Here is a 26,571-nt window from a genome sequence, read left to right as displayed (position 1 = left end):
TCGCTTTCATGCTCATATCCACTCGCGCTATCGTACTTACCACAAGGGCGTACAACGATAAGTTTGCCATCGCACACCTCCTCACAGAAGAGGAGGGGATGGTAGCTTATAAGATACCCAAACCCTCTCCCTCTAATCGTCGATCTTCGGCTACGGCTCGGCTACAGCGGATGGTACACCCGCTTTCCGAACTTTCCATTGTGGCAGATCATCGCCTCCAAAGAGGCCTGCAACAGATAGACGACGCCGAGTACTACCGGCTGAGTCTGAACCTCATGCTGTATGACCAAATTAAGGTAAATATTGCGTACTTCTTAGCTGAGGCTCTCTATCATATTTTGCGCAGCGCTCCTCCCGATCCCGAGGTGTATCGTTACATAAGTCGTAGTATAGAGGCCCTAGAGGAGAGCGAGAAGAGTTGTGCCAACTTCCCCATTACCTTCTTATTTGGACTATTGGAACCCCTGGGAGTTCTCCCCCCTGATGTACTGGAGCAGGAGCCTAAAGGTTACTTCGATCTAGTAGAGGCCTCCTATACAATGCACCCCTTGCGTAGTAGTCACGTCATTCCGATTCATGAGACAAAGGCGCTGCGTTACTTCCGCCGCATTAACTATCAAAATATGCACCTCTTCCGCTTCCATCGGGAGGAGAGGCAGCGAATCCTAACCTATCTTCTCGATTACCTTCGTCTGCATTATGCCCCTATCGGAGAACTAAGCTCCCCCACCATCCTCTCCCTCCTTCACTCGTAAGCCTCTGCCTCCTGCCACGAAACCTCGAGGGAATACCGCCTCGGCTCGTTGTTGCTAAGGCTCGTTATCTCCTACTAGAGGTGAGATTGAGGAACGCCCTTGTAGGAGAGGTCCCCTCTTGAATTATCGCCCTTAAAACTAACCTAAGGCCAAGCCCTTTTAGCCTCTTAGCAAAGGCCGAAAAAGGTGCAGGCCTATTTTCGTTTCTTCTCTGCCTAATTTCTGTTGGGGTTACTGCCCTAAAAATTTTTTGCTCCTGCCCATGAAACTTTATTTTTCTACCCTATAAGGAAAAAACTCTAGGGCAGGGTTTTTCCGACGTTTCACAGCGAGGCCTTCTCAGCTTTAGAACAATATTGTTTTTTACAAGCCTCTATTGCTCAGAAAAAGGGCTCTTAGTCCTGCATTACTTTATTATAGAGAGTTTCGTAGTTTGTGACTACATCGAACTTAAGAGTGCAGTCGGAGATAGAGGAGAAGTGACGGCGAGCACACTCGATCTTTGCCTGTTCCACGGTTCGGAGCTGAGTGATCTCTTCAGAGCCTTTCGTTTCTGCAACGAAGTAGATGTGCTTGACTTCGCCTTCTCGGAACACAATCGCCCAGTCCGGATTGTACTTGCCTACGGGTGTATTGATGTAGAAGCCGCGAGGAAGTTTGGTGTAGACTTCCACGGCCTCTTGCTGCTCTAGCTGTTCGGCAAAACCCTTTTCTACCCCTTGGCTATCGACTACCACGAGGTCGTAAAGCGACTTCTCACTCCGTATGGCGTCAATGCCGATACGCCCACGAAGTGCCTGTTTGGAGAAGATATCCACCTCGTGGCATTGCTCCATTTTATGGTACGTGATATGCTCTATCACCGCAACAGCCTTTTGCTCATTGATGATATTGCCTGCACGGATGATGAATTCTTCGGGATTCTTGCGGTACATCCCAAAAGTCTCCTGCTTGATACCGGTGAGTATGTTGGCAATGGTACTACGCTTCAATCCTGTGCGTTGTACAAGTTCTCCGATGAGGTCGTAGCGCACTCCACTTGCCACTACTTCGTTTACTTTGATGTTGTGACTCTTACTGACCTGCATTGCCTGCCCGGCTTCGAGTTCCTCTTTCGAGTTTACGTTTGCCAGAGTACCGGCTGTGATGGCAATGTGTATTTCTGTGACATGGAGCGACTTGTCCAGACTGAAGATGGCTTCTCGAATTAGCTCCTCTGTCTCAAAGTCCACCTCGTAGTAGCTCTTGCTATTGATGCGTTTCCATAGGGCTTGAAACTCCTTTTTGGCAAATCGATCAGCTTGGAATTTGGCAGTATCTTTCCCTCTCCCATTCGCAGCTTTGAGCACCTCTGGGTCGAATACCTTATCCAGTTCTTTGATGATAGCGTCTTGTTCTCCTTGCCATTCGTCAAGCTCCAACTTGCCCGCCTTTTTGTCTTCAAAGTATTTCTCCGTGAGCTTCCGTTTCTTTACGTAGCCAGCTGCGATAAGCTCCTCTATGATGATGGCTGCTTGCGGCTCGCTGAGTGTTTGCTTTTCGCCATTGGCTTTGAGGATGGTTTTGCCTGTAAACAACGCTGCTGTGACCAGCACTGCACGAGAGGTGATGCTTTCGGCAAGCTCCTTTTGTAGAGCCTCAGAGAAATCTTTATAACTCTCGCTGGCTACAATAGTGAGGATATTTGTGTCATACACACTATCTCCTAAGAGGTCGCTATCTTGGCGCTCTCCCTCTTGATTGACGCATAGACGCATGCCACGCCCTACCTCTTGACGCTTCTTTACCTCGCTATCGCTCTGCTTGAGTACACAAATTTGAAAGACATTAGGGTTATCCCATCCCTCCTTGAGGGCAGAGTGAGAGAAGATAAAGCGTGTAGGCTCATCAAACGAGAGTAACCGCTCTTTATCGCGCATAATTAGTTGATAGGCATTGGGGTCGTTAGCTGTTGTCTCACCTCGCTTCACTTTCGAGTCTATCATCTTGCCCTTTTTATCTTGGGAGAAGTAGCCTGCGTGGGTACTCTCGGTCTGTATCTTCTGGAGGTATTGTTTGTAATTTTCGTCTATAAAGAGGTCTAAAAGCTTGTTACGAAGAGCCTGATTATACTCTTCCTCAAAGATCTGCGCCCAGAGGCCCTTCTGGGTCTCGCCTTTGTCTCCGTAGATGCGGTACTTCTCTACCGAATCAATAAAGAATAGGCTCAGTACCTTGATACCTTGCTTGTAGAGTAGACTCTCACGCTCGAAGTGCTTTTCTATTGTGGTGCGGATCTGTATGCGACGAATAATGTCTTCGGTAATTGCTCCAATGGCTTGCCCCTCATAAACTTCTTGTCCACTACTGAGGCGAATACACCCTTTGACTCCATCGATGCGCTCAATGATATAGCCATTGTGGTAGGCTTCGAGTTCTCCACTCTCTGCGTAGAGGTCAAAGCCCTCATCAACCAAACGCATAGCCGTGCGCAGACCTACTCTGCTGGTAGCATCGAAGCTGATACGAGCTCGGGGGGCTTCGCCTTTCTTTTTTGAGAGTACAATAGCATCGAGGTAGAGATAACCATTAGTACCCGTTGTGCCTATCTGCTCTACGCCCATTACCTCAATCTTTTTGACGAGGCGTTTATTGAAGGCATCAATTGCATCTAAGCGATACACTTGGTTGTAAATGTCGTCTTTGCGGTGTGTGGCACTATAAAGAAGGGAAAATAGAGGCTTGAACTGCTGTAGACCTAGGCGGGTTTTATTCTGTTTGTCCGCCCCCAGCACGCTTTGAGGTTCGTCGATAATCAGAATAGGACGTGTCTCACTAATCACATCGATAGGGCGACGCCAAGCAAAATCCTCCAACTTCATGGTTATGCGTCGGGCATCTGCCCCTGTGGCGTTGAAGGCTTGCGTATTGATGACCATGACCTGTATCTTAGAGTCAGAGGCAAACTGATCAATTGCTGTAAGTCGGGCACTGTCGTAGACAAAGTGCTGCATACGCTCGCCGTACTCCTCGGCAAAATGGTCGGCCATCGTCTCAAGGCTCTTGATGACCCCCTCGCGAATAGCCACACTGGGCACCACGATGATAAACTTTGTCCATCCGTAGTGCTTGTATAGCTCATACATCGTCTTGATGTAGGTGTAGGTTTTGCCCGTACCTGTCTCCATCTCGATGCTCAGAGCCAGCGTGCCGTTGGTGTCACGAAGCACTCGATTGACGGGTTGCAAGTCTTGATTGATTTGGATTTCACGGATATTCCGAGTCAGCTCTTCGTCGTTGAGTACAATGTCATGGTTTCGGAAGCCCTGAATTGTTACGTCCAACTTATTCGTACCTATGTCCATACGATAAGCGGAGCCTTCTTGCAAGGGCTGCCCACGAAAAACCTCCACAACGGCTTGTGCGGCTTCTTGTTGGAAGCCCTGGTGTTTGAATTGCAGGTTCATATACTGCCCCTCTTATCAAATAACATGGATACGCTTGTAGGCTTCGTCGTCACTCCAGCCACAGAGCTGTTTGAGTTGTTCGTAGATATTGAGTTTGTCGGCATCGGTGGCGAAGCAGGACTCTCGGAAGATTGTGCGCTGCGGTTTCATGGAGGCGATATAGCGAATAGCCTCAAGATTGATATCCTTGTCGAAGCAAGCTACGAGGGATCCCTCGTTTACGATGTGCAGAAGCTTGCCTACCACCTCCTCTTTGCGAAGGGGATAGCTCAGCTTTACGCCCCAGTCAACCATACAACCAAAGAGCAAGTCAAGCTCGGTGCGATCGTACTTCACACTCTCCTCCTGCGTCAACAGGTCTTGCTGCATCAATTCTACTGGTTCAAAGTAGACTTCCTCCATGTTGGACGAGTCCACACGAAGCACACGGAAACCTGTGTCCAAGTCTTTATTCTTGTTCTCAGGATCTTCTTTGATTTTCTTTCCAGCTCTACGGATACGCTCTTTGCCTATCTCGCAAATCGTGTTGTAACCCGCCTTGCGGGCTTCGCCACCCTCGGGCGTCTCCTCAGGCAACTGCACCATAATGTACTTACGCTTACCGCCATCCTCTGCATTCAGCTGCATCACTGCGTGGGCGGTAGTGGCAGACCCAGAGAAAAAGTCGAGGATAATGGAGTCGTCAGGAGTAGGGCAACCCAAACTAAGAAGATTGTTTATTAATTTGATTGGCTTTGAAAAATCAAAGACCCTTTTCCCAAAAAACAACGCCTTAATTTCATCCGCAGAGTTTTTGTTGTTTCCGTACTCACTTCCCCAAAAGTCACAAGCTATTTGTCCTGATTTGAAAGCATCTACTAAATACATCTTCTGCATTGGATTACCACCATTCTGAGGCCAATGTATAAGTCCCTCCTTATCTAGAGCCTCAAATTTCGCTTGGGTAATAGTCCAGTTGTCCTTCAAAATAGAACCATTAGGCAAGAGAACCTCAAAACTATGACAGCCCCTTACGCTGTCGATACAAGGTCGCCTAGCATAAACTCCGCGTTCATCTCGGTATTGATATTCTTTTTTAGCTTTTTCCGTCAAAGGTATTCTTCCAAACCTAACATCCTTAATACTCCGTGCATATATGAATATGGTATCCTTCACTTTAGCGAAGATTCCAACGTTAGCTTGAGAGTTGAATCTCCTCCAAGCAATTGCCCCGATGAAATTCTCAGCCCCGAATACCTCATCACAGATCTTGCGAAGGTGATGCACTTCGTTATCGTCAATGGAAATAAAGATCACGCCATCATTAGAGAGGAGGGTGCGGGCCACGAGCAGACGGCTATACATCATAGAGCACCAGTCGGAGTGATAACGGGGGTTGGTGTCAAGGTTGCGACGCAGGCGGTTGCCCTCTTCGTCAAGGTTACCCATCGCTTCGTCCATTTCTTCGCCACTCATCGCAAAGTCGTCTTGATAGACAAAGTCGTTGCCCGTGTTGTAAGGAGGGTCAATGTAAATCATCTTCACCTTGCCGAGGTAGGCACGCTGTAGGAGCTTCAAGACCTCGAGGTTGTCGCCTTCTATGTAGAGATTCTCCGTCGTGTCCCAGTCCACACTATCCTCAACAATGGGGCGTAGCGTCTGGCGTGTAGGCTCAGCAGCCGCCCGCTTTGCCGCCTGCTTTCCCACCCAGTGGAAGCCGAAGCACTCTTCGTTCGCATCGAGAATGGCATCGCCCAGCAATTCGCGCAGTACATCGAAGTCCACTTTGTGCGTCAGTTCTCCGTCTGTCCCACGCACTTCCGTAAAGGCAGAGGGGGCTATTTGTCTCAGAGCCTCGAGCGTAAAGTCGCTATGGGATGCCGAGGTCAATGCTTGTTTCTTTAGTTCCATTATCTCGTTGTTTGCGGTCTCTCTTTAATATCTAATCGTTGTAAAATACACTTCTCATAGGAACCTATTCTCGATTTAGAAGTGGGAGTTGTCGCCGTTCTTTATTTGTCTTATTAGCAATAAATAAAGGGAGATGTAAGGCAAAATATAACCCCTTAATAGATTCAAATTCTTCCTCTATATCGGTGTAAAGGTACTGCTTTTAGGGTGAAAAATGGGAAATGTCGGGAAGGAATTAGTTTGTAAGATTGTGTCTTTCTCTTTATTTTCTTAGCCCCTTGAGTTGGGGATTAGTCAAGTTTTAGGGGGCGATATAAACTTTTTACCTTAACTTCGTGTCCTGTTAGTAGCATGAAAGTAGATAAAAGACTATGAAAACCATATTAACGAGTGTATTCTCCGTCATGGCCATGTGTACGCTTGTCGCATGCAGTGCGGGAAAGAACAAAGAGAATAATCAGGAGAAGGATTCTCTTGAAGTGGGAGCACCATCGTATAATTATACTAATTTCACTTCCTCGAATGTGATTGCTTATCAGGATAGTCTCCTCTTCTTCTATAATGTAGATGAGGATATGACCATCCCATTCCATCTACTGGAGCCGGATGAGATTTTTAATTTTGTTTTTGATCCCGATGGCAAGACCCTATACTATATCGTGCTGCGTGATGGGATACTTTGGTTGCGTCAAGCGACCTTTGGAGGAGAGGAACCCCAACTTGAGGATTTGGTCAATCTCTATGTTACCGAGTCGCCTTCTATTGGAGAACCGGATATGAATCGTAGTTGCTTAGTCTACAAGGATGGCGAGCTATTCTTCTATAGTGGCTTTGGTTGGGGTTCTTTCTTCTACAATACCCGCCATATCTATACGATTGAAAGCCGTAAGCTCCAGATGGAGACTGTAGATTGGTATAACGACTTTTCGTTTCCGGATCCGGCTAAAGAGCAACAACCACAGATGGTCTCGCTATTTAGCACCAAGTCTGATCAATTGTATTACCGCAATGGGGGTCAGCTCGTGTGTGTGACCGATCAACTCAATCTCTGGGAAAAGTGTGATAGGGAATCAATCGAATATATCCAATGCAGCATTAGTCCAGACCATAGTAAGGTGGCTTTTCTGGCTTTGCTAACGCTTTACGGTCATATGCTTCATGGCCCGCTCTGTATTTCCAATGCCGATGGTTCGCAGCAAGAGTCCCTTACAGAGCTGAGTGTCGAAGATGGGCAACCGCCACTTTGGATTGGCAATCGCTTGTTCTTTATCGATGTGGATGATGAACTTACTTCTGAGAACGATAACGGCTGTATAACTTCTTTATTCACCATCGATCCCTCGACCAATAAACGCACGCGTATGTTCGATAGAGTTAGACGCTTTGCTATCAAGCAACCTGCTAAGTAATCAAAAGCCTATTTCCTCTTTAGCCTTTTGAGAATGTATTTATCAAGTTTTGAGGGGGATAATATGAACTTTTTACCTTAACTTCGTGCCCTGTTAGTAGCATGAAAGTAGATAAAAGACTATGAAAACCATATTAACGAGTGTATTCTCCGTCATGGCCATGTGTACGCTTGTCGCATGCAGTGCGGGAAAGAACAAAGAGAATAATCAGGAGAAGGATTCTCTTGAAGTGGGAGCACCATCGTATAATTATACTAATTTCACTTCCTCGAATGTGATTGCTTATCAGGATAGTCTCCTCTTCTTTTACAATGTAGATGAGGATATGACCATCCCATTCCATCTATTGGAGCCGGATGAGATCTTCAATTTTGTCTTTGCTCCCGATGGTAAGACTATGTACTATACTGTGGTGCGTGATGGGATGCTCTGGTTACGCCAAGCTACCTTTGGAGGTGAGGAGCCCCAACTTGAGGATCTGGTCAATCTCAATATTCCCAAGGAGTCCTCTATCTCAGAAACCAGTGTGGAGCATAGCCGCCTCATGTACAAGGATGGCAAGCTACTCATCCCTAATGGCTTCAGTTGGGAGGCCTATTGTTTCACCTCCTTCCGTGTCTATACCATTGCAAGTCGCAAGCTCCAGGATGCAGATTGGGATAAGTACGTCTCTCTTATGGGGCTAGGGGAAGAACCGAACTCCCACCTCTTTAGTACAAAGTCGGATCAATTGTATTACCGCAATGGGGGTAAACTCGTGTGTGTGACTAATAAACTCAATCTTGAGGAGCAGAAGGAAGAGGAATCAATCGAATATATGCAATACAGCATTAGTCCCGACCGTAGTAAGGTGGCTTTTGGAGCTATGCTAATGTTTGGCGACGTTGCCCATGGTCCGCTCTGCATTGCCAATGCCGATGGTTCACAGCAACAGATCCTTGTTGAAGACGGCGTCTCGGACGAGCAGCCGCCACTTTGGATTGGCAATCGCTTGTTCTTCATCGATGTGGATCATGAACTTACTTCTGAAAACGATGGAGACTGTGGATTTTCTCTATTCACCATCGATCCCTCGACCAATAAACGCACGCGTATGTTCGATAGAGTTAGACGCTTCGACATCAAGCAACCTGCTAAGTAATCAAGATTTTATAATCATATAACGCAAATGAATTCATACTTCAATTCTATGAAACCAATCTTTTCTCTATTGCTGTTTGGAGTTGTACTATTGACAGCCTGCCAATCCTCAAAACAATCTGAAGGAGCAGCCCCCAACATCGATAGCTTGGAACAAGCTCTTGCCCAATCGACCGATCCCCTAGAACGTATTTACCTCAAACGGCAGATCCTAGACCTCACGATGGAAGCTGCAACGCCGGAAGAGCGATGCCGAATATTTGAGGAGTTCGCTACTCTAGTGGAAGAAGAGGTGGGTATGCTCAATCAGCGTGAGAGCGACTATCTAGAGCATTACTACGAGTATCGTTACGATGATGAAGGTAATCCGATAGAGCCTCATGATTCCATCAAACAGAAAGAACAGGGCTACATACAGCGAGGACTACAGTTTGATGAGGTAGGAGAGGGGATTGTTCTGCTAGCCCCAGCCCCTACGTTGTTTGCCAAATACCTCAGCCAGCTACCCACCTACTATCAAGAGTACTGGCAGCTTTTAAGGGATAGTGAAAACATCGCTCCGGATGCTTGCCTCGTGCTAACTTGGCGCGAACTGGGGGATTTAATCGCTCGATACGAGGCCTATGCCGAGTCCAACCCCGAGCAGAAAGAGCTATTCGTTAGACTTAGTGATAACTACCAATACCTGCAGATGGTCTATATGACCGGTACGGACAATACACCTATTGCCAACGAATCTGGGACGATAGATCCCGAGCTCAAGAGCGAGTGGCAGCGGTTTATGAAGGCTTATCCCAATAGTCTAACCTCAGAGCTTATCAAGGATTTTCTCCAACTGAAGAACTATGGGGATACACTCCCTCTGCAAGAGCGAGTAGAAAGGGTTCAGAAGGCCTCAAACCATCCCTTGCTCTCAGCATCCTCATCCCTATAATTAAGATTACCATTGATTACTGTACATATTATGAAATATAAGACTTTAAGCCTAGGCGTTGCCCTAGCATTCTCTCTCCTATGCACAGCATGCGGAGGAAAGAAAAACGACCAAACGACCTCAAACGATAGCGCGCAAATAGAGGCTATTCCTCTTCCTGAACTTGCAGAAGGGGAGGAAGTGGTTTTCGAGAATGACGATGTGCGTATTGTCGAGAGAGACATCTCCACAGACGATATTCCCATGTACAATAACTTTGAGATCCAACCTAAGCACACCGGTATCGAAGGCTTCGAGATTTCGGGTAGTGTGCTGGATTTTGAGGGGGTAGCCGGTAACGTTTTAATTACTAGTGAAGGTACGGGCGTGGTGAGTACTCTTTGGTTACACGATATGACTACGGGGGAGGTTCTAGTACCGGTAGATATGCCATTCTTGTCCGGTACTCTAGAGATACAAGGAGAGGATGCTGTTTTCTTTTATTCCCCAGAGGATAATCTCCCCAGAGTGCAATGGAATGAGAAAAAAGGGGCATGGGTGGATGCTAATGAAGTCCCCGACTTCCTACGCAATGAGCAGCTAAAGGAGGCTCAGCAAGAGGTTAAAGACTCGCTCTTTGAGGGCCTCACTCTAATGGCTTTGCAGAAAGTAAAGATCGACCTTAAGGGGCGTAAAGTCACTCCTCTCCAAGAGTTCCAGTGGAGCTATATTGAGTAAATACGTACATCACTTTATGTATGCGATGAAATCTAAGACACTAAGCCTAGGCATTGCCCTAGCATTTACTCTCCTATGCACAGCGTGCGGAGGACAGAAAAACGACCAAGCAGGCTCAAGCGATAGTACTCAAATGGGGGCTATTGCCCTGCCTGAGTTGGCAGAAGGGGATGAAGTGGTTTTCGAAAACGAAGACATGCGCATCGTCAAGGGCGAGACCATCGAGACAGAGGGTGGAGTCTACAATATCATTGAGGTACAACCCAAGCGTTCGGATATCAAGAACTTTAAGGTCGAAGGGACTGTGCTCGACTTTGAGGGAGTAGTGGGGCATACATTGCTCACGAGTGAAGGTACAGATGTAGTGGGGGCACTCTATCTACACGACTTGACTACGGGCAAAGAGGTGATGCCTATTGACCTGCCTTTCGACTCTAGCTTAGGGGTTGAGGTTGCAGACGACAATATGTTTTTCTTCTACACCAACGACTCCGAGTTCCCTACGATGAGTTGGAATGAGCGAAAAGGTGTGTGGGTAGATCAGAACGATGTCCACGACTTCCTCCGCAACAATCAGCTTAAGGAGATGCAAGAGAAGGTCAAGGAGTACATTTTTGACGGCTTCACTTTGAGAGCTCTACAGATGGTAGAGGTCAAGATCGATGAGCGCTTGGTCAATCCTCTTTCGGAGTATAAATGGAGCCCTATTGAGTAGCTCCCAAAAGTATAACTTAAGTACATCAATCCTATGAGAAGACTTATTCTTATCATGCTATGTTCCCTCTCGCTTTTTAGTCTAGAGGCACAGAAGAATAACCAAGGGGCCAAGAAGATCAATATACGAGATATCTTCTTGATGCTCCCCGAGAAGGCTGTAGATAATCGCTGGTCCGTAGAGGAGCGCAAAAAACTTCTCACACATGTTGGGCTACCCGCCGAAGGGCAGGAGTGGATAGAGCCCTATGTGGAGGTCTGCGACGAGCGCAATGGCTATCTACGAGCTTATCTTTCCTATCCGGATCCTACGCTAGAGGTTTGCTATTGGAACCTCAAAGATGGGCGTAAGTTGGTCGGTGTCAATAATGCATTTGGGTATAGTGATCTCAAATTTTACATCTACGACCGAGGTCGCTTGCGTGAAGATCGATCGTTGGCACCGAAGGTCTCTGAGGTGAAGGTCGAGGATTTCTACGAAACTTCGCAGCTCTCTCCTAAGCAACGAGCCAATCTGACTGATGCTTTTAAGCACCGTCTTGTCTTTCTTTTCAAATTGCCACAAAAGGGTACTTCAATAGAGATGTATGTTGGCGCAAGAGAGCAGGATGCGGAGTACGATACGATGTTTGACGATCTTGGTCTAGGGGATCTTGTTGATACCAAGTATGTTGTTTTCCGTTGGGTCAATGAGCGATGGGTCAAAGAGGTCAAGCGTATTCCCCGAGAGGACTAGACTAAACACTTCTAGGATGATACAATAAGTTGGATACACAATAAGCATTAATAATCTCCATGAAACTAAAGCGAATTTTATTGGCACTACTGTGCCTATTTTCCGGTGTATCTACCGGGTTTGCACAAGACCTACCCGCAGTTTGCTATGTCTATCGGATTGGGGAAATCAATGTTGTCTTGTACTATGATGCAGAACATCGTGAGCCTTTTGATGTGCATCTCGAGTATCCCGAAAACTTCACAGATACATTATTCTGTACCACTTTTGATAAGCAACGAGCTCGGTATGAATTCAAGAGTAAACAGACCGATAGCTTTGCCACTCTCCCGGCTAGCTCTGAGAAGGATCCTCAGCAGCTAGAGCTCACCCTCACGATCAAGGGTAAGACCCGTAAGCTCCTGCTCGATAACTTTGAGAATACTCTCTTTGTTTATGTCTACGATGAGACAAAAGGGGATACCAACATCCGTAATGCGCCCAAGGGTACTGTGGTGCATAAGCTAGATAAGGATGGCTCGCATATGCTCAATCTCGGCAATAATAAGGATGGGTGGTGGCGTATCTGTGGCAATTTTGTTGCTTCCTATGGCGAAGTTTACGAGGGCGAATTGCCTATTCGTCAAGACGGAGAGAGTTGGATACACTACTCAGTCGTGGCCGTAGGTACACGCAACTATGGGGGGCAAACTCTCAAGCTTAGAGAGCAACCCTCCGGGCAGGCTCGAGCCGTCTACACTTTCTCAAAAGAGATCGCTTTGCGCCCTCTAGACAAGCGGGGGAAGTGGGTCAAAGTGCAGACTCTTGACAAAAAGCATCAGGGTTGGATAGAGGAAGAGTGGCTTTGCGGCAATGCTCTTACAACCTGTCCATGAGCCTATTCGTGTAATAACACAAACTACTGAAGAAGTCAAATATGAAGAACATCTATTATCTTTCTATCGTGCTAGGGCTAAGTGCATGGCTACCGGCACAGGCTCGGCAACTTAATGGCTCCACCCAAAACGCCCTCAGCCGAATGATCTACGAGGGAACAAACGACTCTGAGCACACCTCCGACAGAGAGGGAAAAACGGCGGCTAACCCTACCTCTGCGGCTAAAACCTACTATGTGAGTGCCAACGGCAAGACGCGTGCCGATGGCTTGAGCAAAGAATCTCCCCTAAAGGATTTGCAAAAAGCTATCGATCTCGCAGAGGATGGTTCGACCATCCTCGTGGCAGAAGGTAACTATCTGGGCAATATGGACCGAGGCTATATCGAGTGCGGACGCTTCGGCAATGGTGCAGACAACGGCAAGTTCCTCAAGTTCTATGGCGGCTACTCGTCCGACTTCTCAGAGCGTAACCCTCTTAAGTACATCACCAAGATCCAACCCAATGAGAAGTCGCCCCGCGTTCTCGGTTCGGCACTCTTTCACATTACGGCACGCCGTGCTTACGGGGATAAAACCCCTGCCGGTGAAGTAGTGGTGGATGGCTTTACTTTCGATGGAGGGGAGCTTATCATCTACAACAAAGCCGACGTGAAAGACCCACGCACGGGTACGCCTAATACGGAGCTACTCACGGGTATGTTGGTACATCCCGATGGCAGCCCCATACAGCCCTCTGGCTACTCCAAGGCCGATTGGCGTGCACTGCACCTAACGGTTGAGGGGAAAGTGCGTGTCTCCAACTGTGTTTTCGTCAATTGTCGCTTCTTTGGATTGCAGGCGGCCATGGGTGCCGGGCATATTGAGGTCAGCAACAATGTATTCGTGGCCAATCGTTATGCCGCTTGTGAGATTTGGGGCACTCTAGCCGCAGGGCGTGAGGGCGAAATTTCATTAGACTTCCACCATAATACCGTGCTATTCACTTGGCCTATCACCAAGGAGTTTGAGTCGATGGGGCAGGGCTTCCGCTTTATGAATGGTATCCGCACCATCAATGTTTACAAGAATATATTCGGCTTCAATTCACGCTGTGGTGTAGAGCGTTGTCGCTATGAGGCAAGGCAAGAGTATGAGAAGTTAAAGCAAAGCAATCTCTATGATAATTATTTCATTGGTAATAAGTACGACCTAGAGATCTGTACCAAGTCTAATCCCCTTAACGTACCCGCCTCTCGCATTGAAGAAGCCGAAGAGATCGGGCCCAAGTACGAAGGAAATAAGGAGATGCCCCTTGATAAACGATTTATCGGAGCCATTGATGCGGCCTACCTTAAGGGCTTCATGAGTCTCAAGATTGTATCTTCGGAGGACTACGACCGTAACTCAACGGCGAATCAGGTCAACCGCTACCTCGGACAGAATCAGCAGGCTACGCAGACTACCCGCGTGACCATGTTTGCCAATAAATACCCCTGGGAGAAAGCGCGCAAACTCTTTGGCGCAGTACCCGGGTATGGTGCCCAGATCCCCAAGAAATAACGCGATATAACACCCACGAAAAAGGCAGTGCAGAGGAAACTTCTACACTGCCTTTCTTTTTCTTTGAGGGGGTGGATTAGAGCTTAAACTCCGCCCATAGGGGATAGTGGTCAGATAGCATAAAGGAGAGTTTTTGCTTTGTCAGGCCTCTGTTTTTGAGCGCAGTAGCAACAAAGTTGTAGCTGCCTCCACGTACAAACTCCAGGGAGAGTTTGGGCTGGCCATTCAAGCCGTTGAACCACGCAATCTGATCGTAGAACTTTGTATCGTTGAAGATGGAGCGACTCACTTCTTTGCTTTGCAAACCCTCAGGAATGTATAGCCCCTCAGAGAGGAAGGTCTCAGCCAGTAGGTCTCCTCGTGCCTCAATGTTGAAGTCGCCAAGGATAATCAGATTTTGGTGATAGGCGTTGATGTCTTTCGCCCAAGACGATAGCCATTGGGCAATCCCCTTGAGCTCTTTGATGCGGTCGCTCGACTTCTTGCCGTAGAGTACGTGTAGTGTGACAAGAATAAAGGTCTGATGCTTAGAGCGGAAGCTCACGGCATAAGGTGAGCGAACGAATTGTTCTTGCATTACGTTCTTGGATACTCCGCTGCGCCATTCGTCCGGCACGACTAGCTCCCCCGCTAGCCCCGAGAGATTAACTCGGCGCGTATCGAATAGATAGGCCATGCGTTCGCCATTGCCGGCACTTCCTTGGTTTACGTCGGTTAGAATCATAGACCATTCGTCTCCTAGTATCTTGAGTGTGTCTCTCAAGGCCCTGATGTTGGATTTGACTTCTTGTATAGCGATAACGTCGAATCGCCTTAGAATCTCGGCAATACAATGCACTGAGTGGAGGTCGCGTCGGGGGCTGTCGCCCTCTTTACTCATCCAGCTGCGTGTAAGGTCGCCAAAGCCTCGGATATTCCATGTGGCGATAAGGAGGTTGCGGTCGAGTTGTTTGGGAGGCACCTTTTCGTCCAAATCCCTAAGTAGCTCCCCAAGGTTCTCTTTTACTTCTTGAGGTTGTGGGTCTAATGTTTTCATAATCCTTTTATTTTGAGGTTGGTAGATGATTGCTCTTGTATACCCTTACTATATCTAACGCAAATGTAAGGGATTGCGACTAATAAACAATCCATAGAGCTTTTGTGGCTGTGTAGACCCATGCTCAAAATGGGCGCTGCGGTTGTCTCTTGCTTCGGAGGGCTTATGCGATGATTTAAGAGGTTATCCTAAGCCTTGCATTCCAACCGAAAAAAGGGATAAAGCCCGAGTCCTTTTCCCCTCTTGGCTGATTTCCTCCCAGAATCGAGGCTGGATTTTTTTATTTTTAGGCTGATAATGGGGAAACATTCTGCCTGAATTCCTTTCGAATTTAGGCCTAAATCCTACGAAATCTTAGGCACCATATTTTGCCCTCCCTCTAGAGAGCCCCCCTTCGCATGCCCCTTGCTGCAGAATACGCCCTCCTCAAAGCCTCGCATTTTACTTTTAGATTTCCTAACTTTGCTGCCGAACCAAGCGGATTAGATGGCAGTGTCCATAACATCGTGGTGCAATGTATGAGAACCTCGAGAGCGTTTCTTATCACTTCTAAATATCAAGATGCAGATCAAAAAAGAGATGAAATATTCTTGTATTTTTACTTTTCTCGCATTCCTTTTTACTATACAAATGTCAGCGCAAGAGGGGCGCTATGAATTGAAGGGCTCCATTTCTACTAAAGATCAAATTGCTGTACTAGCGGCAACTATTACATTACAGCGAGATACTACAGATCGTGCTTTTACAGGAGCTGTCAGCCAAGCCGACGGGAGTTATGCCTTAGAAGTGGCAACTCCAGGAACCTATTTCGTAGAAATCCGTTGTATAGGTTACAAAACTTTGCGTCGAACTCTCATAATAGACCAGCCTGCTACTCAGTACAATTTTGAGCTGTCGGAGAATCCTGAGGAGCTTTCGGAGCTTGAGGTTATGGCCAAGTATACTAGATTGAGTCCCGGTGGTGCTACTCGAATTGAGTTTAAGGGAAATCCAATTACTCGTGGGAAATCAATGGCAGAGGCGCTTCGCTTTGTGCGAGGAGTAGAAGTTTTTGGAGACAACTTGCTTATAAATGGGGACGAGGAGAGTCTGATCGTACTAAACGGGGAGCCCATTACATTACAACAGCTGAATGCAATTCTCCCTTCTATGATTGACCATATTGATGTTATCCCAAGTCGAGTAGTGCCAATGGCATGTAAGATAAAAGGGGGTGCAATTCTTGTAACGCTGCGATAGAGGAGGAGCGTCTATAAGTCTACCGGCGATAGAGACAATCGCGATAAGGGGGGCAGCGCTTTCAATGCCCTATATACTCGAGGGGTAAGTCCACGCCTCAAAAGCAATGCGGTATCCCTCTCAATAATGCCAATCTAGGAGAGATGTCGTTTATTCTAATTCTCTTTTTATTCGTACCTTTCGCCAAGAAAACAAATGTAAAACGCTGAAAATAAATATATGAAACGTATATTGTCAATCTTAATCTTGGGCATCACGCTCTTCTCGTGTAGTCAAAGTGCTCCCACGGGTGGTCAGAAAGAAGCTAACAAAGAGCAACAAGATCCAACCAAAAACAATGAAGGGGAGAACAATGGGAACACTGAAGTCCCTAACACTCCACCTTGTGATGAATATATCTGTTCAGGGCATCAGATAAACCGCTACTATAAGATTAGCGATCTCTCTATCAGAGAGGATGCTCTCAAAAAAGATAATCATGGAAACTATCTTATGACTGTGGAGTTTGTTACTAAGAACTTCTATGGCTATAGAAAGCCGGTAACAGAAGTGAGCAAATTTGTACAGTGTGCCAATAAGTTTGGAGACAACGCTTCTAAAATGACTTTCCCGGATGACATAGATGAAGGCTTTGCCCTATCAGCCTTTGTGAAGAATGTGACAATCACTACTTCTGAGGACTTTGATGCAACTCATCCGGCAGCCTCTTCTCTCTCAGACATTGTAGAGATTGAATATCTGACTGCCTATCCGAGCATCAAGCGTCACTATGACCCGACAAATTTAGACGGACTAATCGAACCAAATGTAGGCTACACTGATCCTCGATACGGCGTGCAGCGAATTAGCAAGATTCTTGATAAAGTATCACAAGAGGAGCTTGCGATGGTCTATTTAGAACCAGGCAATGCGGTGATAGAACCGAAAAATCCGCAAGACAAGAATACCCTCTATCGCATACGATTCTCTAAAGCTCCGTCCAATAGCGTCCAGACAGTGACTATAACCCTTACAACGGACGAAGGAGTCTACACCGCAACGAAGAAGGTAGCTTTCTTGTAAGCTTACCTACCGAATACTTTTATCATTCTAGTAGGTCATGTAGCCCTAAAATGAGATTGTCGACTAAATCTTCGTTTCGTCGAAATTTAGAGCTACAAGTCAGATTCTTCAAATGTAAAACGGAGATCTAAGTGTACTATTAGCTCTCCGTTTTGTCTCTTTTATTCTCTCCGGAAAGTCTTTAATCTCTCAGAGGAGTGCCTTGTTCCTGACCATGTTTGCCTATGATGTGGGGCTGGGAAGAGGAGCCTCCACAAAAGAGGATTTAGAAGGAAGACAGGGATAATGTGCAGAAAAGGCAAAAAGAAAGGCGCTCATTACGAACGCCTTTTTGATCGCCTATATTTATGGGTTGCAATCAAGAATTGCTTGCTGATGTAGATTCTCTAGAGGATTCTATCTGCAAAGCACTGAGAGAGGGATAGGGCAGGCTTATGCACTCAAGAGCAAGCTGAAAGCTCAAAAGAAATACAGTATCACTCCCGATAAAGCGAACTTAAGAGGGATAAGAATTCTTTCTCATTCTCTCCTTCTTCCTCAACGAGGCGTTGTATCATCCGTAGGTATGGACGCTTATGCCTTGTGCTGAGGGTAAGAAGTTGACTCCGTACCAGCAAATCTGGAGGCACAAGAACGAGAAAAAGAGCAACCAAAGTGCGGTCGATATCTTGCGAGGTCTACTCAGACGGTAGTGGATGTAGAGTAGATACGAAAGCATCGTTACCGCAGCCCACGTCTCTTTGGGGTCCCAACTCCAGTAGTGCCCCCAGGCGAGCTTTGCCCAAAAGGCCCCCAAGAGAAGTCCGATCATCAAGAAGGCAAGCCCCGTGTAAGCCAATCCGTCCGAAATAGACATAAGGTGGAGGGCCTGACCCTCATCTCCCTTTTTCTTTTGCAACCACAGGGCATAGAAAGCCATCAGTAGCCCTGCTCCCAACATCCCATACGAAAACATATAGGAGATTACATGCGGTACGAAAAAGGGGCTCTCGAGAGCCGGCATCATACTCTTATTGTGAATCTCGGGGCGGACAAGGTTGATGATGATAAAGACAGAGGCTAAGATAGTGGAGAAGCCCAATATCCACTTGTAGTGCCAGCGTAAGTAAACGATAACTCCGGCCACCAAGGCGAAGAAAGAGTACCACAATCGGGTTTCGCCCATGGTACGCATCGGAGGACGCTCAAGAGAGTGCCACATGAGCCCTATATAGGTGCCGAATACTACAAATGCGAGTAGGAAAAGGGCGAGAGCGATACTCCGCTTATCTCGGAAAGCCATCCACGCTCCACATCCCGAGAGGAGTATGGTGGGGACGGCGTAATAGATCATATCGTTCCAAGTAGTCATAGCTTTTTCTCTTCTGAGGGTGATGGAATGCGAGCGGGACGAGGCAAAACAAAAAGAGATATTGCCCCAAGTAACATAAGCAGGAGACCTACATAAACTGCAGGTAACCAAGGGTCGCGCACAATCTCGAACACAGAGACGGTACTCCACCTCCCCATCTCTTGATCGTAATTGAGCTGATAGATGTCCCAGCCGTCGAACTTAATGGGCTTATTTACCGTGATCTTGCCCTTTACAAACTTATCATTCGGGCTATAGATGGAGACGAACGAACGGAATTGCTTCGGCTCCGGATCGGGCATGACAATGCTTGTGCTGTCCGGCAGGGATAGAGCTCTGAAAGGGATAAGGTAGCTACCGGAGGTTACCCAGCCGTTCACTACTTGCCCCGTCTCTTGGTTGGTTGCACGTACTTCGATACCATGTACTGCTCCTGTACTGCCAAACTCTACAAAATGCATGCTATCCCGGGAGACTACCGGAGCACTCAGGGGCAAGTGTTGTAAGACCTCTATCTTCCATGCTTTGTAGGTGCCCATAATGGGTGTCTTCTCTACAGAGAGTTGCCAGGGATGCCCTGCGGGAAGGGTCTCTCCACTGCGGCTGTCTATAATCATCAGCTTAGGCGGGTACTCTTCTAGTTCGAAACGTTCCAATTCGATAGCGAGAGGGAGCTCATATAGTTCGGTAGAGAAATCTTTGGTTGCTCGCCACTCGGGACGGTTCTCGCTAGCATCTACCTGCATGCGGTATCTCTGCAAGTCGTGAGCCCCCAGTAGTCCCGCAAAGAGGGCAATGTAGAGCCCTAAGTGATTCAGAAGAAAGGCAATGTACCTACTCCAAGGCATGTTGCGTCGTCGCCCCCTTAGGATAAAGGTAAAGGTGGTGCCGCCCAGCACGACAAGGAGAAGGAGATAACTCATGAGGAAATACCACGTAGAGAGCATATAACTGAAGCCCACGGCATGTATCGGCTCTTGCAGATTGGATCCATGGGGTGCAGCGAGTTCTATTTGTCGGGTAAGGCCCATGATGATGGAGAGGCCCATAAGTATCGCCATAGCAGCGATAGACATTTTGTATCCGGCTAGAAAGGTAGCTATCCTATTGCCTCGCCGTGCAAGGATGGCGAGTAGGAGAGAAAGGAGTAGAATCCCAACCCCTCCGATAATATTTAGAGGATAGGCAAACCCATGAAAAGGAATGGGGCCGAGGGTGAAGTGCAGTAGGATTCCAACGACCAGAATAGCCGATGCAATGACAAATGCTTCAACGAAGCTCCAGGGGTCTCTCCACATTGTATTTGTATATCTGTAAGCTGTCTTTCTTCGAAAATCGGAGCTTATAAGTGAGCCGGAAAGCCTTATCCCACATACAAGCTCCGTTGATAAGCAAAAAGAGTGGCCCCATACCCGAAGTACGAGGCCACCTCTATGGTTAGTTTTAGATGCGCTGTTTCTGTTTGGCCTGCTCTACCCACTTAGGTACTACAACATCGAGGAATTTCTTCTTATTGGCCTGAAGCTCTTCCGGATTAAGCCCAATGTAACGCTGAGCTTTTTCCTTGGTAGAAATGTCCGGCATAGGTACATCGCCGGTAAAGCCAAGCTTGGCAAGCACTTTGGAGATGGCAAGTCTTGCTTGTAGGGCTCGCTCGAGACCATTGGAGAGAATCCGTGTAACCTCTTGGGGCGCGTGGAACGAGGCTCCGTGAGAGGCAACGCCATAGTCCCAACGCCACTGTGCCTGACGTATGTAGCGCAAGACTGGTTTCATGGCAGCTTCTGTGGCGCCCTTATCCCAGGCGAACTTAGCTTCTATGTGTGCTGCGGCAAGCTCTTTCTCAAGTTTGTTGCGAATCTCGTTGGCCATACGCTGGCGGTCGTAAACATTCTTACGGAGCACCTCTTCGCTTTCTCGGTGGCAAACCTGGCAAGTGCGATCAATATAGTTGAGCGGACTCTGTATGTGGTGATCGCTAAACTTCATGCCGCCCTGGCTCATATAAGGCATATGACAATCGGCACAAGCCACACCCCTCTGGGCATGTATACCCAGTTGTGCAATCTCAAAGTCGGGATGCTGAGCCTTGAGGATAGGCGTTTTGCTGATGGCATGGATGTAGTCGTAGTAGTCCATTTCGTCGTAGTACTTCTCTACATCTTCCATAGAAGTGCCCTTATCCCAAGGGAATGTGAGGTATTTATTCTCTTTACGGAAGTAGTATTCTACGTGGCACTGCGCACAGACCAAAGAGCGCATCTCCTGATGAGTTGCCTTGGTAATGTCTTTCCCCATTCTCCCAAAAGCCTCGATGAGAGCGGGGCGAGAGATACGGAGATCCATTGTTTCGGTATCATGGCAGTCTGCGCATCCGATGGGATTGACAATCTCGCTACCCATAGCACTCCACTTTTGGTTGTAGAAGGCTTCTACTCCCATTGCCTGCATCATTCTGGGCACATCGGGGCTCTTACAGGTCCAACAAGTAGCGGGTTGTATGTCGTCCATCCCATCTACACCGGGTGAGCCTGTGCGTAGCGTGTGCAGCATATCTTGTATGGCATAGTAGTGACCGCGAGGCGCACTATAGTCTTTCGAAAAGGCGTATCCGGCCCAGAATATTACCATCTCGGGGCGTTGCGCCAAGACATCTGCGGGTTTGTTGCCATTAAACTCCGAAGAAAAAGAGGTGTCCGCCGTCTGCAGCCAGGTCTCATATTCTTTGGGATAGTTGGATTGGAAAATCGCGTTTCGGGCCTCCTGTGGAGCGATCTCTACCTTTTTATTGGCAAAGATAGAGGCAACCTCTGCACGGCGTTGCATAATAGACGAGGCCAAAAGACCTAGACAAAAAACTACTACCATAGTAGCTACAAACAGCGCCCAGCCCTGCCATCTCTTCAGCTTTCTTTTTTCTTTCATAGGAGTCTCTTTTTTATTCTAACCATACTATCATTATCTCTTTTCTTTCCCCGCCTTTAGCTGGTCTCTAAGCCAATCCGGAACGGGAGACTTGGGATACGGGACAATCGCACCGGGAGTAGACGATAGACTATTCTTGCCACCATGGGGCACGTCTCTATGACAATCCCAGCAGGCTCGTCCCTCTCCGTGAGTAAGTTGCTTGTGTGTCATTTTTCCTGTCTTCACAAACTCCTGATTCAGTTGGGAGTGGCAGCGAACACAATTGTCGTATATCACCTCTTGGCTTGCCGCAATAGCCTGCATCGCCTGGGGCTCCTTTCTCATCGTGAATATATAGGAGTGCCTCAAGCCATCTTTGGCTTTGAAAAAGTATTTGTTTAGGATGTTATTGTGGGGTACATGGCAATCGTTGCACGTCGCCACCATCTTATGAGACGAGTGCTGCCACGTTGCATAGTAGGGACCCATCACGTGACAATTGACGCAGACCTTAGGATCATCCGAAAGGTAGCTGTAGGCTTTAGACACATATACGAGGTAGGCTCCCAACCCAAATATGATGCCGGTCAAGAGCACCGCCCCCACTTGAGCACCATAAGAGGGGAGCAAACGCCGCTTCAGAGAGCTTATGCGGGAAGAAAAAGAATGGAACCGTTTGTTGCCCATAAGCCATTATTTTTGAATCCTACAATATAGTGGTGACCTACGCTTTGGTTATCCTCCAAATAGGTTCACATCACTTAGCGCAACAAAGATACGCACTGATGATCTAATTTCCAACTAAAATTCCTCCGAGTAGACTGTGCAGATTACAGTATCAAGTGTAATGGTATTAAAAAGTAGAGGCCGATACCTGTCTCTACGTTGCGGTAAGCCTTCCTAATGGGTAGAGTTAGAATCGTATTATAAATGAGACGATAAGCAGTATTTGTGCCAATCTTTGGAGCGATATTGCAATTGGGGATCAACGACTCTCCCCAATGTGCAGATTTAAAATAACCGTTGAGTTTTGCTTGACGGATAGCGGTGGTTGTAAGTCCTATCGTTATAATCGTTTAGGCGGTACTTGACGATTATTGATAGGAAACGCTTGATGCTTCGGCTAAAGGCGTGAAGTGGACGCATTGGGAGTCTCGGGAGTTCCCTCTTTTCAATTCCATAGAACAGTCCCAATGTAGCAAACATGATGAGATTCTCTTTGTTTGCCACTCGCCATTGTGGCCGAAGTCCAGTTTAAATTTTGTGCGCGAATACATAGGTAAGAACATGTATCATACATGTTCTCACCTTGCTATATTACGGAGTCTATTGGTTATCCACGAATTCAATTTTTTTGTTCGATTCGTCGATCTTTTTTTGTAGCTTGGCAATTTTCTTTTCCATCTTAGCTAAAGTCTTTTGGCTCCTCTTTAACTTCTTATTGATGGACTTGACCTTCTTCAATTTTTTGATCGTACTATCCGCATCCTTTACTGTGTTTGACGCGTTTGCTGTATTGAATTCAGCGGTGGCAACATCAGCTTCTGAGTTGATATCAGCTACTTTCTTTTTAAGTTCAATATTGGTGCTTTTCTCCTTTTCGTACTCCAATTGTAGCTTATTCAGTTCTGTTGTAAGCTTGAGAAGCTTTTGCTGTTCCTTTAGTTTGTCTATTTTAGTATTATTCTGTGCAAGGCCTGCAACTGCAGACAGGAGCATTATAGCTATTAAAAATAATCTCTTCATATATAACTAACTTACTTTCTTACGACAAAGATATGCAATAGAATACTTATTGCTAAGACTTGCCCCGTGAATTAGATTTGTTTATACTTGGTTTATTTCTATAAAGAAACGGGAGGTGTTATTCTAGATTGACCAGGATTATCTTGTTCGGAGTCGTTTGAAGGTGTGATTTTGAAAGCAAATCAAGTTGTCTGTATAATACATTTCTTCAAATCTCTCCAGAGACTTGTACTAGTCGCTACTCTAATAGCTTATGCAATGAATAAGACTTGCCTTGCTTCAGAGAAACCGATCAATTGTGTGTTTTTCCTTCGGCTCAGATGGAGTGTGTTTTTTATAGCACTATGTCGAGCAGAATATGCCCGAAAGACGATTGTCAAACCTTATTCGAAGAACTATGGATCTTAAAGAAGAAATTTTAGCTCGCACCAATAGAGGATTGGAAGTTTTCTACTTCTATATGCCGATTGCCTTTGTTCCGAAACGCAATTTCCGCAATCCTTTGTATAATGGCACAATATTATTTAGGACAGCATTGGATAAAACCAGTAAAACTCGGCATAAAACCTAAGAAGTAAGTATTTGTTGTCTTTGATTTGGTTTAAAAGAGAGACTATCTATAAGCTAGATAGTCTCTCTTTTCGGGTTGTTGGTATCACTCGTCTTTTTTCAAACGTTTGATAGTGTCTGTAAATAAGATAGTTGTATGAAATCAGGATACTACCTCAGGGGTTAGGTTTGCCTTCGAGCTATGAAGAGTCTCGGTTTAGGCCTTGAACGACTCCAGAATGCGCTCTACGGCTAGCTCCGCACTGATAATCGCCATAGGAAGCCCTGCTCCTGGGATCGTAGAAGCGCCGACGTAGAAGAGGTTTTCTAATTTTTCGTCGAAGTTTGCCGGTCTGAATCCTCCGATCTGCATCATCTTGTGTGATAGCCCCAGTCCACTCCCCTTGTAGAGGTTAAACTGTGCCTCCCACTCCTGTGGCGTATATATGGTTCGGGAGAGTATCTTGGGGCGTATATCTACCCCAATACGCTCGGAGAAGTCGGCTAGGATACTATCAACGATCTCATCCCTATCACTCCAGTCGGTTTTATACTGTAGGTTTGGAACGGGGCATACGAAGAATAGGCTCTCACATCCCTCGGGGGCGCAACTGGGGTTGCATTTGGAGAGGGCATTGACGTAGTAGTAGGGCTTCTGTAGCGTGTCGGGACTCTTGAGCACATTGAGGGCATACTCCTCGTAGTTTGTACCTAGGTAGTAGTTGTGCAGGTTCAGCTGAGGGAGCTTCTCGCCGACCCCGATATAGCAGGTGAGGTATCCCATGGTCCATTCCATGCGATTGAGATGCTCCTCATCGTACTTCTTTCTTCGCAGGACGCGTCCTCTGAATAGTGCTGCATCGGCATTTGAGAGGAAGATCTCCCCTGCATATTTCCGTCCTTGTCGGTCAATTACTGCTGAGATTTTTTGTCCCTCTCGCACTACGTCTACGATCTCGGCATTGTAGTGAAATTTTGCTCCACATCGCACAAGCTCCTCTACGATACTCTCGACGATGGTGTACATCCCTCCTGCTACATTGTGGTAACCATCGTGTTGGAACTCTGTGTACGAGAGCAGGCTATACACAGCCATCGTATCGAAGGGTGTGCGACCAAGGAAGAAGGCCACTAGAGAGATGATCTGCCGCACCTCGGAGGAGGAGAAGTAACCATGCACATGCTCCCAAAAGGTTTTGAAGAGGACGGGCAGATGCCTAGGATTGACCCGAATAAGAGCAGAGATATAGTCAAAGAGGTTGTCGAAATTGTTTCTAATCACAATGTCGAAGGTATCCTCGAAGAGTCTTTTGGACTTGGCCAGATACACCTTCATCTTGCGTTCAAAGTCAGGCTCTAAGTCTCGAAATTGCTCGGCGAGACGCCCGAGATCCTTATACAGGTGGTAGGTCTTGGTGCTACCCTTGAAGTTTACGGAGTAGAGAGGGTCGAGGGGGACGAATTCGAATGGTAGCTCGATGCCACAGCGTTGCATGAATTCCTCAAAGACATAGGACATGCTGAAAAAGCTAGGCCCTGTATCGAAGGTAAAGCCATCTTTTTTGATCTGATTGAGCCTCCCTCCTGGTCGATCATTTTTTTCGATGAACTCGACTTCATACCCCTTCTTGATGAGGAGTAGTCCACTGGCTAGGCCTCCGAGGCCTGTACCGATGATCGTTACTTTCTTTTTCATCGTAGCTTCTTTTTCTTGAGGTTCGTATATAATTCATCTCTTACCCATTTGAACTGTGGTTCGGCATTCAGGGCTTTTCGATAATAGAGCTCAGCTTTTTGTGGGTTATCGAGTTCTTCATAGGTTAGCCCGATCTGCGCCCAGAGCGATAGGAGATTCCAATCTCGGTCTATCCCATTTTTGAGCAAGAATTGCTCAGCCTTGAGGTAGTACTTGAGGGCTTCTTCTTTTGAACCTCCAAATATAGGTGGCTTATAGAACTCGATATTGCCCAGCTGTAAATAGCCCAACCAGCCTTTAGGGTTCGCTTCGACAGATTGCTCTGCCTCTCTAGTGCTCTTGGGACCAAGGAACGGCGCTTTGACCTTGTTGAGTCCGATTTCGAAGCCATAGTACGCTGAGCGGTATGCCGAGCGTATGCCTCGCGCCTGTTCGCTTGTGAGCCTTGAGAGTCGAGCATCGTATCGCTCCAGGTACGTTCTTGCCTCCTGTTTCTTCTTCTGGCTAAGACACCAGCCGATGTAGCCGTACTCGTAGTTGAGGAGCTCAAGCTCTTGTTCTAGAGTCTTATTCGCCTTGGCATGTAGGTTGTCTATGACCGTACGCCAAAGTTGCATGTCTGCACTGATATAGGCCTTATAAATAATTTCCTTGGGGGACATGGCCCAAGACGAGAAGCCCGTTAGGAGCAGGCTTACTAAAAGGATTGTTCGTTTGATTTTAAACATATCGTTGCATTATTTTTAGATTGATCGCCCCTTCCATGTAAAACCCAGCTTGCGCCGACTATTCACCCAAGACTTGATGATGAATAGCCCGAGGAGGAGT

21 protein-coding genes and 1 pseudogene are annotated in these 26,571 nt (G+C 46.9%); 12 read left to right on the top strand and 10 right to left on the bottom strand.

Going from position 1 to position 26,571, the window contains the following annotated elements:
* The first annotated feature begins 8 nt into the window (after window positions 1-8).
* A complete protein-coding gene (gene recO / locus ACTTHR_RS02080) occupies window positions 9-755 on the top strand; it encodes a DNA repair protein RecO (protein ID WP_311141107.1) in 747 nt (248 codons plus the stop codon).
* Between the two features lie 395 nt (window positions 756-1,150).
* On the opposite strand, the gene ACTTHR_RS02075 is transcribed toward recO, so the two are convergent.
* Window positions 1,151-4,201, bottom strand: a complete 3,051-nt coding sequence (locus ACTTHR_RS02075; RefSeq protein WP_442605010.1) for a restriction endonuclease — start codon at window positions 4,199-4,201, stop codon at window positions 1,151-1,153.
* Window positions 4,202-4,216: 15 nt separating this feature from the next.
* The gene (locus ACTTHR_RS02070; RefSeq protein WP_442605009.1) at window positions 4,217-6,091 is read right to left on the bottom strand and encodes a site-specific DNA-methyltransferase; all 1,875 of its coding nucleotides are present in this window, start codon (window positions 6,089-6,091) and stop codon (window positions 4,217-4,219) included.
* Between the two features lie 371 nt (window positions 6,092-6,462).
* Between ACTTHR_RS02070 and ACTTHR_RS02065 the strand changes: the two genes are divergently transcribed.
* The 8 genes from ACTTHR_RS02065 (at window position 6,463) to ACTTHR_RS02030 (ending at window position 14,157) form a co-directional block, all read left to right on the top strand.
* Window positions 6,463-7,500 (top strand): hypothetical protein, encoded by a 1,038-nt coding sequence (locus ACTTHR_RS02065; RefSeq protein WP_442605008.1) that lies wholly within the window; start codon window positions 6,463-6,465, stop codon window positions 7,498-7,500.
* Window positions 7,501-7,621: 121 nt separating this feature from the next.
* A complete protein-coding gene (locus tag ACTTHR_RS02060) occupies window positions 7,622-8,641 on the top strand; it encodes a hypothetical protein (protein ID WP_442605007.1) in 1,020 nt (339 codons plus the stop codon).
* Between the two features lie 48 nt (window positions 8,642-8,689).
* Window positions 8,690-9,574, top strand: a complete 885-nt coding sequence (locus ACTTHR_RS02055) for a hypothetical protein (RefSeq protein WP_442605006.1) — start codon at window positions 8,690-8,692, stop codon at window positions 9,572-9,574.
* 30 nt (window positions 9,575-9,604) lie between these two features.
* Window positions 9,605-10,291 carry a hypothetical protein gene (locus ACTTHR_RS02050; RefSeq protein WP_304285544.1) on the top strand — a complete coding sequence of 229 codons (687 nt, stop codon included), beginning with the start codon at window positions 9,605-9,607 and terminating at the stop codon, window positions 10,289-10,291.
* A gap of 25 nt (window positions 10,292-10,316) precedes the next feature.
* On the top strand, window positions 10,317-11,006 hold the full coding sequence (locus tag ACTTHR_RS02045; RefSeq protein WP_442605005.1) for a hypothetical protein: 690 nt from the start codon (window positions 10,317-10,319) through the stop codon (window positions 11,004-11,006).
* A 33-nt stretch (window positions 11,007-11,039) separates the two neighbouring features.
* A complete protein-coding gene (locus ACTTHR_RS02040) occupies window positions 11,040-11,741 on the top strand; it encodes a hypothetical protein (RefSeq protein ID WP_442605004.1) in 702 nt (233 codons plus the stop codon).
* Window positions 11,742-11,800: 59 nt separating this feature from the next.
* Complete coding sequence (locus ACTTHR_RS02035; RefSeq protein WP_442605003.1) at window positions 11,801-12,616, top strand: SH3 domain-containing protein; 816 nt, start codon at window positions 11,801-11,803, stop codon at window positions 12,614-12,616.
* Between the two features lie 41 nt (window positions 12,617-12,657).
* Entirely contained in the window at window positions 12,658-14,157 is a 1,500-nt protein-coding gene (locus tag ACTTHR_RS02030) for a right-handed parallel beta-helix repeat-containing protein (RefSeq protein ID WP_442605002.1), read from the top strand.
* Window positions 14,158-14,233: 76 nt separating this feature from the next.
* Here the strand turns inward: ACTTHR_RS02030 and ACTTHR_RS02025 are convergent, their stop codons facing one another.
* On the bottom strand, window positions 14,234-15,193 hold the full coding sequence (locus ACTTHR_RS02025; RefSeq protein ID WP_442605001.1) for an endonuclease/exonuclease/phosphatase family protein: 960 nt from the start codon (window positions 15,191-15,193) through the stop codon (window positions 14,234-14,236).
* Window positions 15,194-15,823: 630 nt separating this feature from the next.
* On the opposite strand from ACTTHR_RS02025, the gene ACTTHR_RS02020 reads away from it, so the two are divergent.
* Both ACTTHR_RS02020 and ACTTHR_RS02015 read left to right on the top strand, forming a co-directional pair.
* On the top strand, window positions 15,824-16,432 hold the full coding sequence (locus ACTTHR_RS02020; protein WP_442605000.1) for a carboxypeptidase regulatory-like domain-containing protein: 609 nt from the start codon (window positions 15,824-15,826) through the stop codon (window positions 16,430-16,432).
* 219 nt (window positions 16,433-16,651) lie between these two features.
* A complete protein-coding gene (locus tag ACTTHR_RS02015) occupies window positions 16,652-17,494 on the top strand; it encodes a hypothetical protein (RefSeq protein ID WP_442604999.1) in 843 nt (280 codons plus the stop codon).
* 553 nt (window positions 17,495-18,047) lie between these two features.
* Here the strand turns inward: ACTTHR_RS02015 and ACTTHR_RS02010 are convergent.
* The 5 genes from ACTTHR_RS02010 to ACTTHR_RS01990 form a co-directional block, all read right to left on the bottom strand.
* Entirely contained in the window at window positions 18,048-18,845 is a 798-nt protein-coding gene (locus ACTTHR_RS02010; RefSeq protein ID WP_442604998.1) for a cytochrome c biogenesis protein, read from the bottom strand.
* Entirely contained in the window at window positions 18,842-20,143 is a 1,302-nt protein-coding gene (locus tag ACTTHR_RS02005; RefSeq protein WP_304285910.1) for a cytochrome c biogenesis protein ResB, read from the bottom strand. Before ACTTHR_RS02005 ends, ACTTHR_RS02010 begins: the two co-directional genes overlap by 4 nt.
* A 145-nt stretch (window positions 20,144-20,288) precedes the next feature.
* Window positions 20,289-21,770, bottom strand: a complete 1,482-nt coding sequence (gene nrfA, locus ACTTHR_RS02000; protein WP_442604997.1) for an ammonia-forming cytochrome c nitrite reductase — start codon at window positions 21,768-21,770, stop codon at window positions 20,289-20,291.
* A gap of 33 nt (window positions 21,771-21,803) precedes the next feature.
* Complete coding sequence (gene nrfH, locus ACTTHR_RS01995) at window positions 21,804-22,439, bottom strand: cytochrome c nitrite reductase small subunit (protein ID WP_442604996.1); 636 nt, start codon at window positions 22,437-22,439, stop codon at window positions 21,804-21,806.
* Between the two features lie 639 nt (window positions 22,440-23,078).
* Window positions 23,079-23,498 carry a hypothetical protein gene (locus ACTTHR_RS01990; RefSeq protein WP_311552889.1) on the bottom strand — a complete coding sequence of 140 codons (420 nt, stop codon included), beginning with the start codon at window positions 23,496-23,498 and terminating at the stop codon, window positions 23,079-23,081.
* Between the two features lie 397 nt (window positions 23,499-23,895).
* On the opposite strand from ACTTHR_RS01990, the pseudogene ACTTHR_RS01985 reads away from it, so the two are divergent.
* Window positions 23,896-24,009: pseudogene (locus ACTTHR_RS01985) on the top strand (toprim domain protein); the annotation flags it as partial.
* A gap of 255 nt (window positions 24,010-24,264) precedes the next feature.
* Here the strand turns inward: ACTTHR_RS01985 and ACTTHR_RS01980 are convergent.
* Window positions 24,265-25,743, bottom strand: a complete 1,479-nt coding sequence (locus ACTTHR_RS01980) for a phytoene desaturase family protein (RefSeq protein WP_442604995.1) — start codon at window positions 25,741-25,743, stop codon at window positions 24,265-24,267.
* Window positions 25,740-26,471 (bottom strand): hypothetical protein, encoded by a 732-nt coding sequence (locus ACTTHR_RS01975; RefSeq protein ID WP_442604994.1) that lies wholly within the window; start codon window positions 26,469-26,471, stop codon window positions 25,740-25,742. Before ACTTHR_RS01975 ends, ACTTHR_RS01980 begins: the two co-directional genes overlap by 4 nt.
* Window positions 26,472-26,571: the final 100 nt, after the last annotated feature.

Source organism: Porphyromonas endodontalis (genome assembly GCF_052173515.1).
Lineage (GTDB): Bacteria > Bacteroidota > Bacteroidia > Bacteroidales > Porphyromonadaceae > Porphyromonas > Porphyromonas endodontalis_A.
The sequence above is the reverse complement of the archived record's forward strand: the minus strand, read 5'-3'. Positions and strand labels throughout refer to the sequence as shown.

Coding starts and splice junctions, on each gene's coding strand:
- recO (WP_311141107.1), top strand. CDS start 9: ATGCTCATATCCACTCGCGCTATCGTACTTACCACAAGGGCGTACAAC.
- ACTTHR_RS02075 (WP_442605010.1), bottom strand. CDS start 4,201: ATGAACCTGCAATTCAAACACCAGGGCTTCCAACAAGAAGCCGCACAA.
- ACTTHR_RS02070 (WP_442605009.1), bottom strand. CDS start 6,091: ATGGAACTAAAGAAACAAGCATTGACCTCGGCATCCCATAGCGACTTT.
- ACTTHR_RS02065 (WP_442605008.1), top strand. CDS start 6,463: ATGAAAACCATATTAACGAGTGTATTCTCCGTCATGGCCATGTGTACG.
- ACTTHR_RS02060 (WP_442605007.1), top strand. CDS start 7,622: ATGAAAACCATATTAACGAGTGTATTCTCCGTCATGGCCATGTGTACG.
- ACTTHR_RS02055 (WP_442605006.1), top strand. CDS start 8,690: ATGAAACCAATCTTTTCTCTATTGCTGTTTGGAGTTGTACTATTGACA.
- ACTTHR_RS02050 (WP_304285544.1), top strand. CDS start 9,605: ATGAAATATAAGACTTTAAGCCTAGGCGTTGCCCTAGCATTCTCTCTC.
- ACTTHR_RS02045 (WP_442605005.1), top strand. CDS start 10,317: ATGAAATCTAAGACACTAAGCCTAGGCATTGCCCTAGCATTTACTCTC.
- ACTTHR_RS02040 (WP_442605004.1), top strand. CDS start 11,040: ATGAGAAGACTTATTCTTATCATGCTATGTTCCCTCTCGCTTTTTAGT.
- ACTTHR_RS02035 (WP_442605003.1), top strand. CDS start 11,801: ATGAAACTAAAGCGAATTTTATTGGCACTACTGTGCCTATTTTCCGGT.
- ACTTHR_RS02030 (WP_442605002.1), top strand. CDS start 12,658: ATGAAGAACATCTATTATCTTTCTATCGTGCTAGGGCTAAGTGCATGG.
- ACTTHR_RS02025 (WP_442605001.1), bottom strand. CDS start 15,193: ATGAAAACATTAGACCCACAACCTCAAGAAGTAAAAGAGAACCTTGGG.
- ACTTHR_RS02020 (WP_442605000.1), top strand. CDS start 15,824: ATGTCAGCGCAAGAGGGGCGCTATGAATTGAAGGGCTCCATTTCTACT.
- ACTTHR_RS02015 (WP_442604999.1), top strand. CDS start 16,652: ATGAAACGTATATTGTCAATCTTAATCTTGGGCATCACGCTCTTCTCG.
- ACTTHR_RS02010 (WP_442604998.1), bottom strand. CDS start 18,845: ATGACTACTTGGAACGATATGATCTATTACGCCGTCCCCACCATACTC.
- ACTTHR_RS02005 (WP_304285910.1), bottom strand. CDS start 20,143: ATGTGGAGAGACCCCTGGAGCTTCGTTGAAGCATTTGTCATTGCATCG.
- nrfA (WP_442604997.1), bottom strand. CDS start 21,770: ATGAAAGAAAAAAGAAAGCTGAAGAGATGGCAGGGCTGGGCGCTGTTT.
- nrfH (WP_442604996.1), bottom strand. CDS start 22,439: ATGGGCAACAAACGGTTCCATTCTTTTTCTTCCCGCATAAGCTCTCTG.
- ACTTHR_RS01990 (WP_311552889.1), bottom strand. CDS start 23,498: ATGAAGAGATTATTTTTAATAGCTATAATGCTCCTGTCTGCAGTTGCA.
- ACTTHR_RS01980 (WP_442604995.1), bottom strand. CDS start 25,743: ATGAAAAAGAAAGTAACGATCATCGGTACAGGCCTCGGAGGCCTAGCC.
- ACTTHR_RS01975 (WP_442604994.1), bottom strand. CDS start 26,471: ATGTTTAAAATCAAACGAACAATCCTTTTAGTAAGCCTGCTCCTAACG.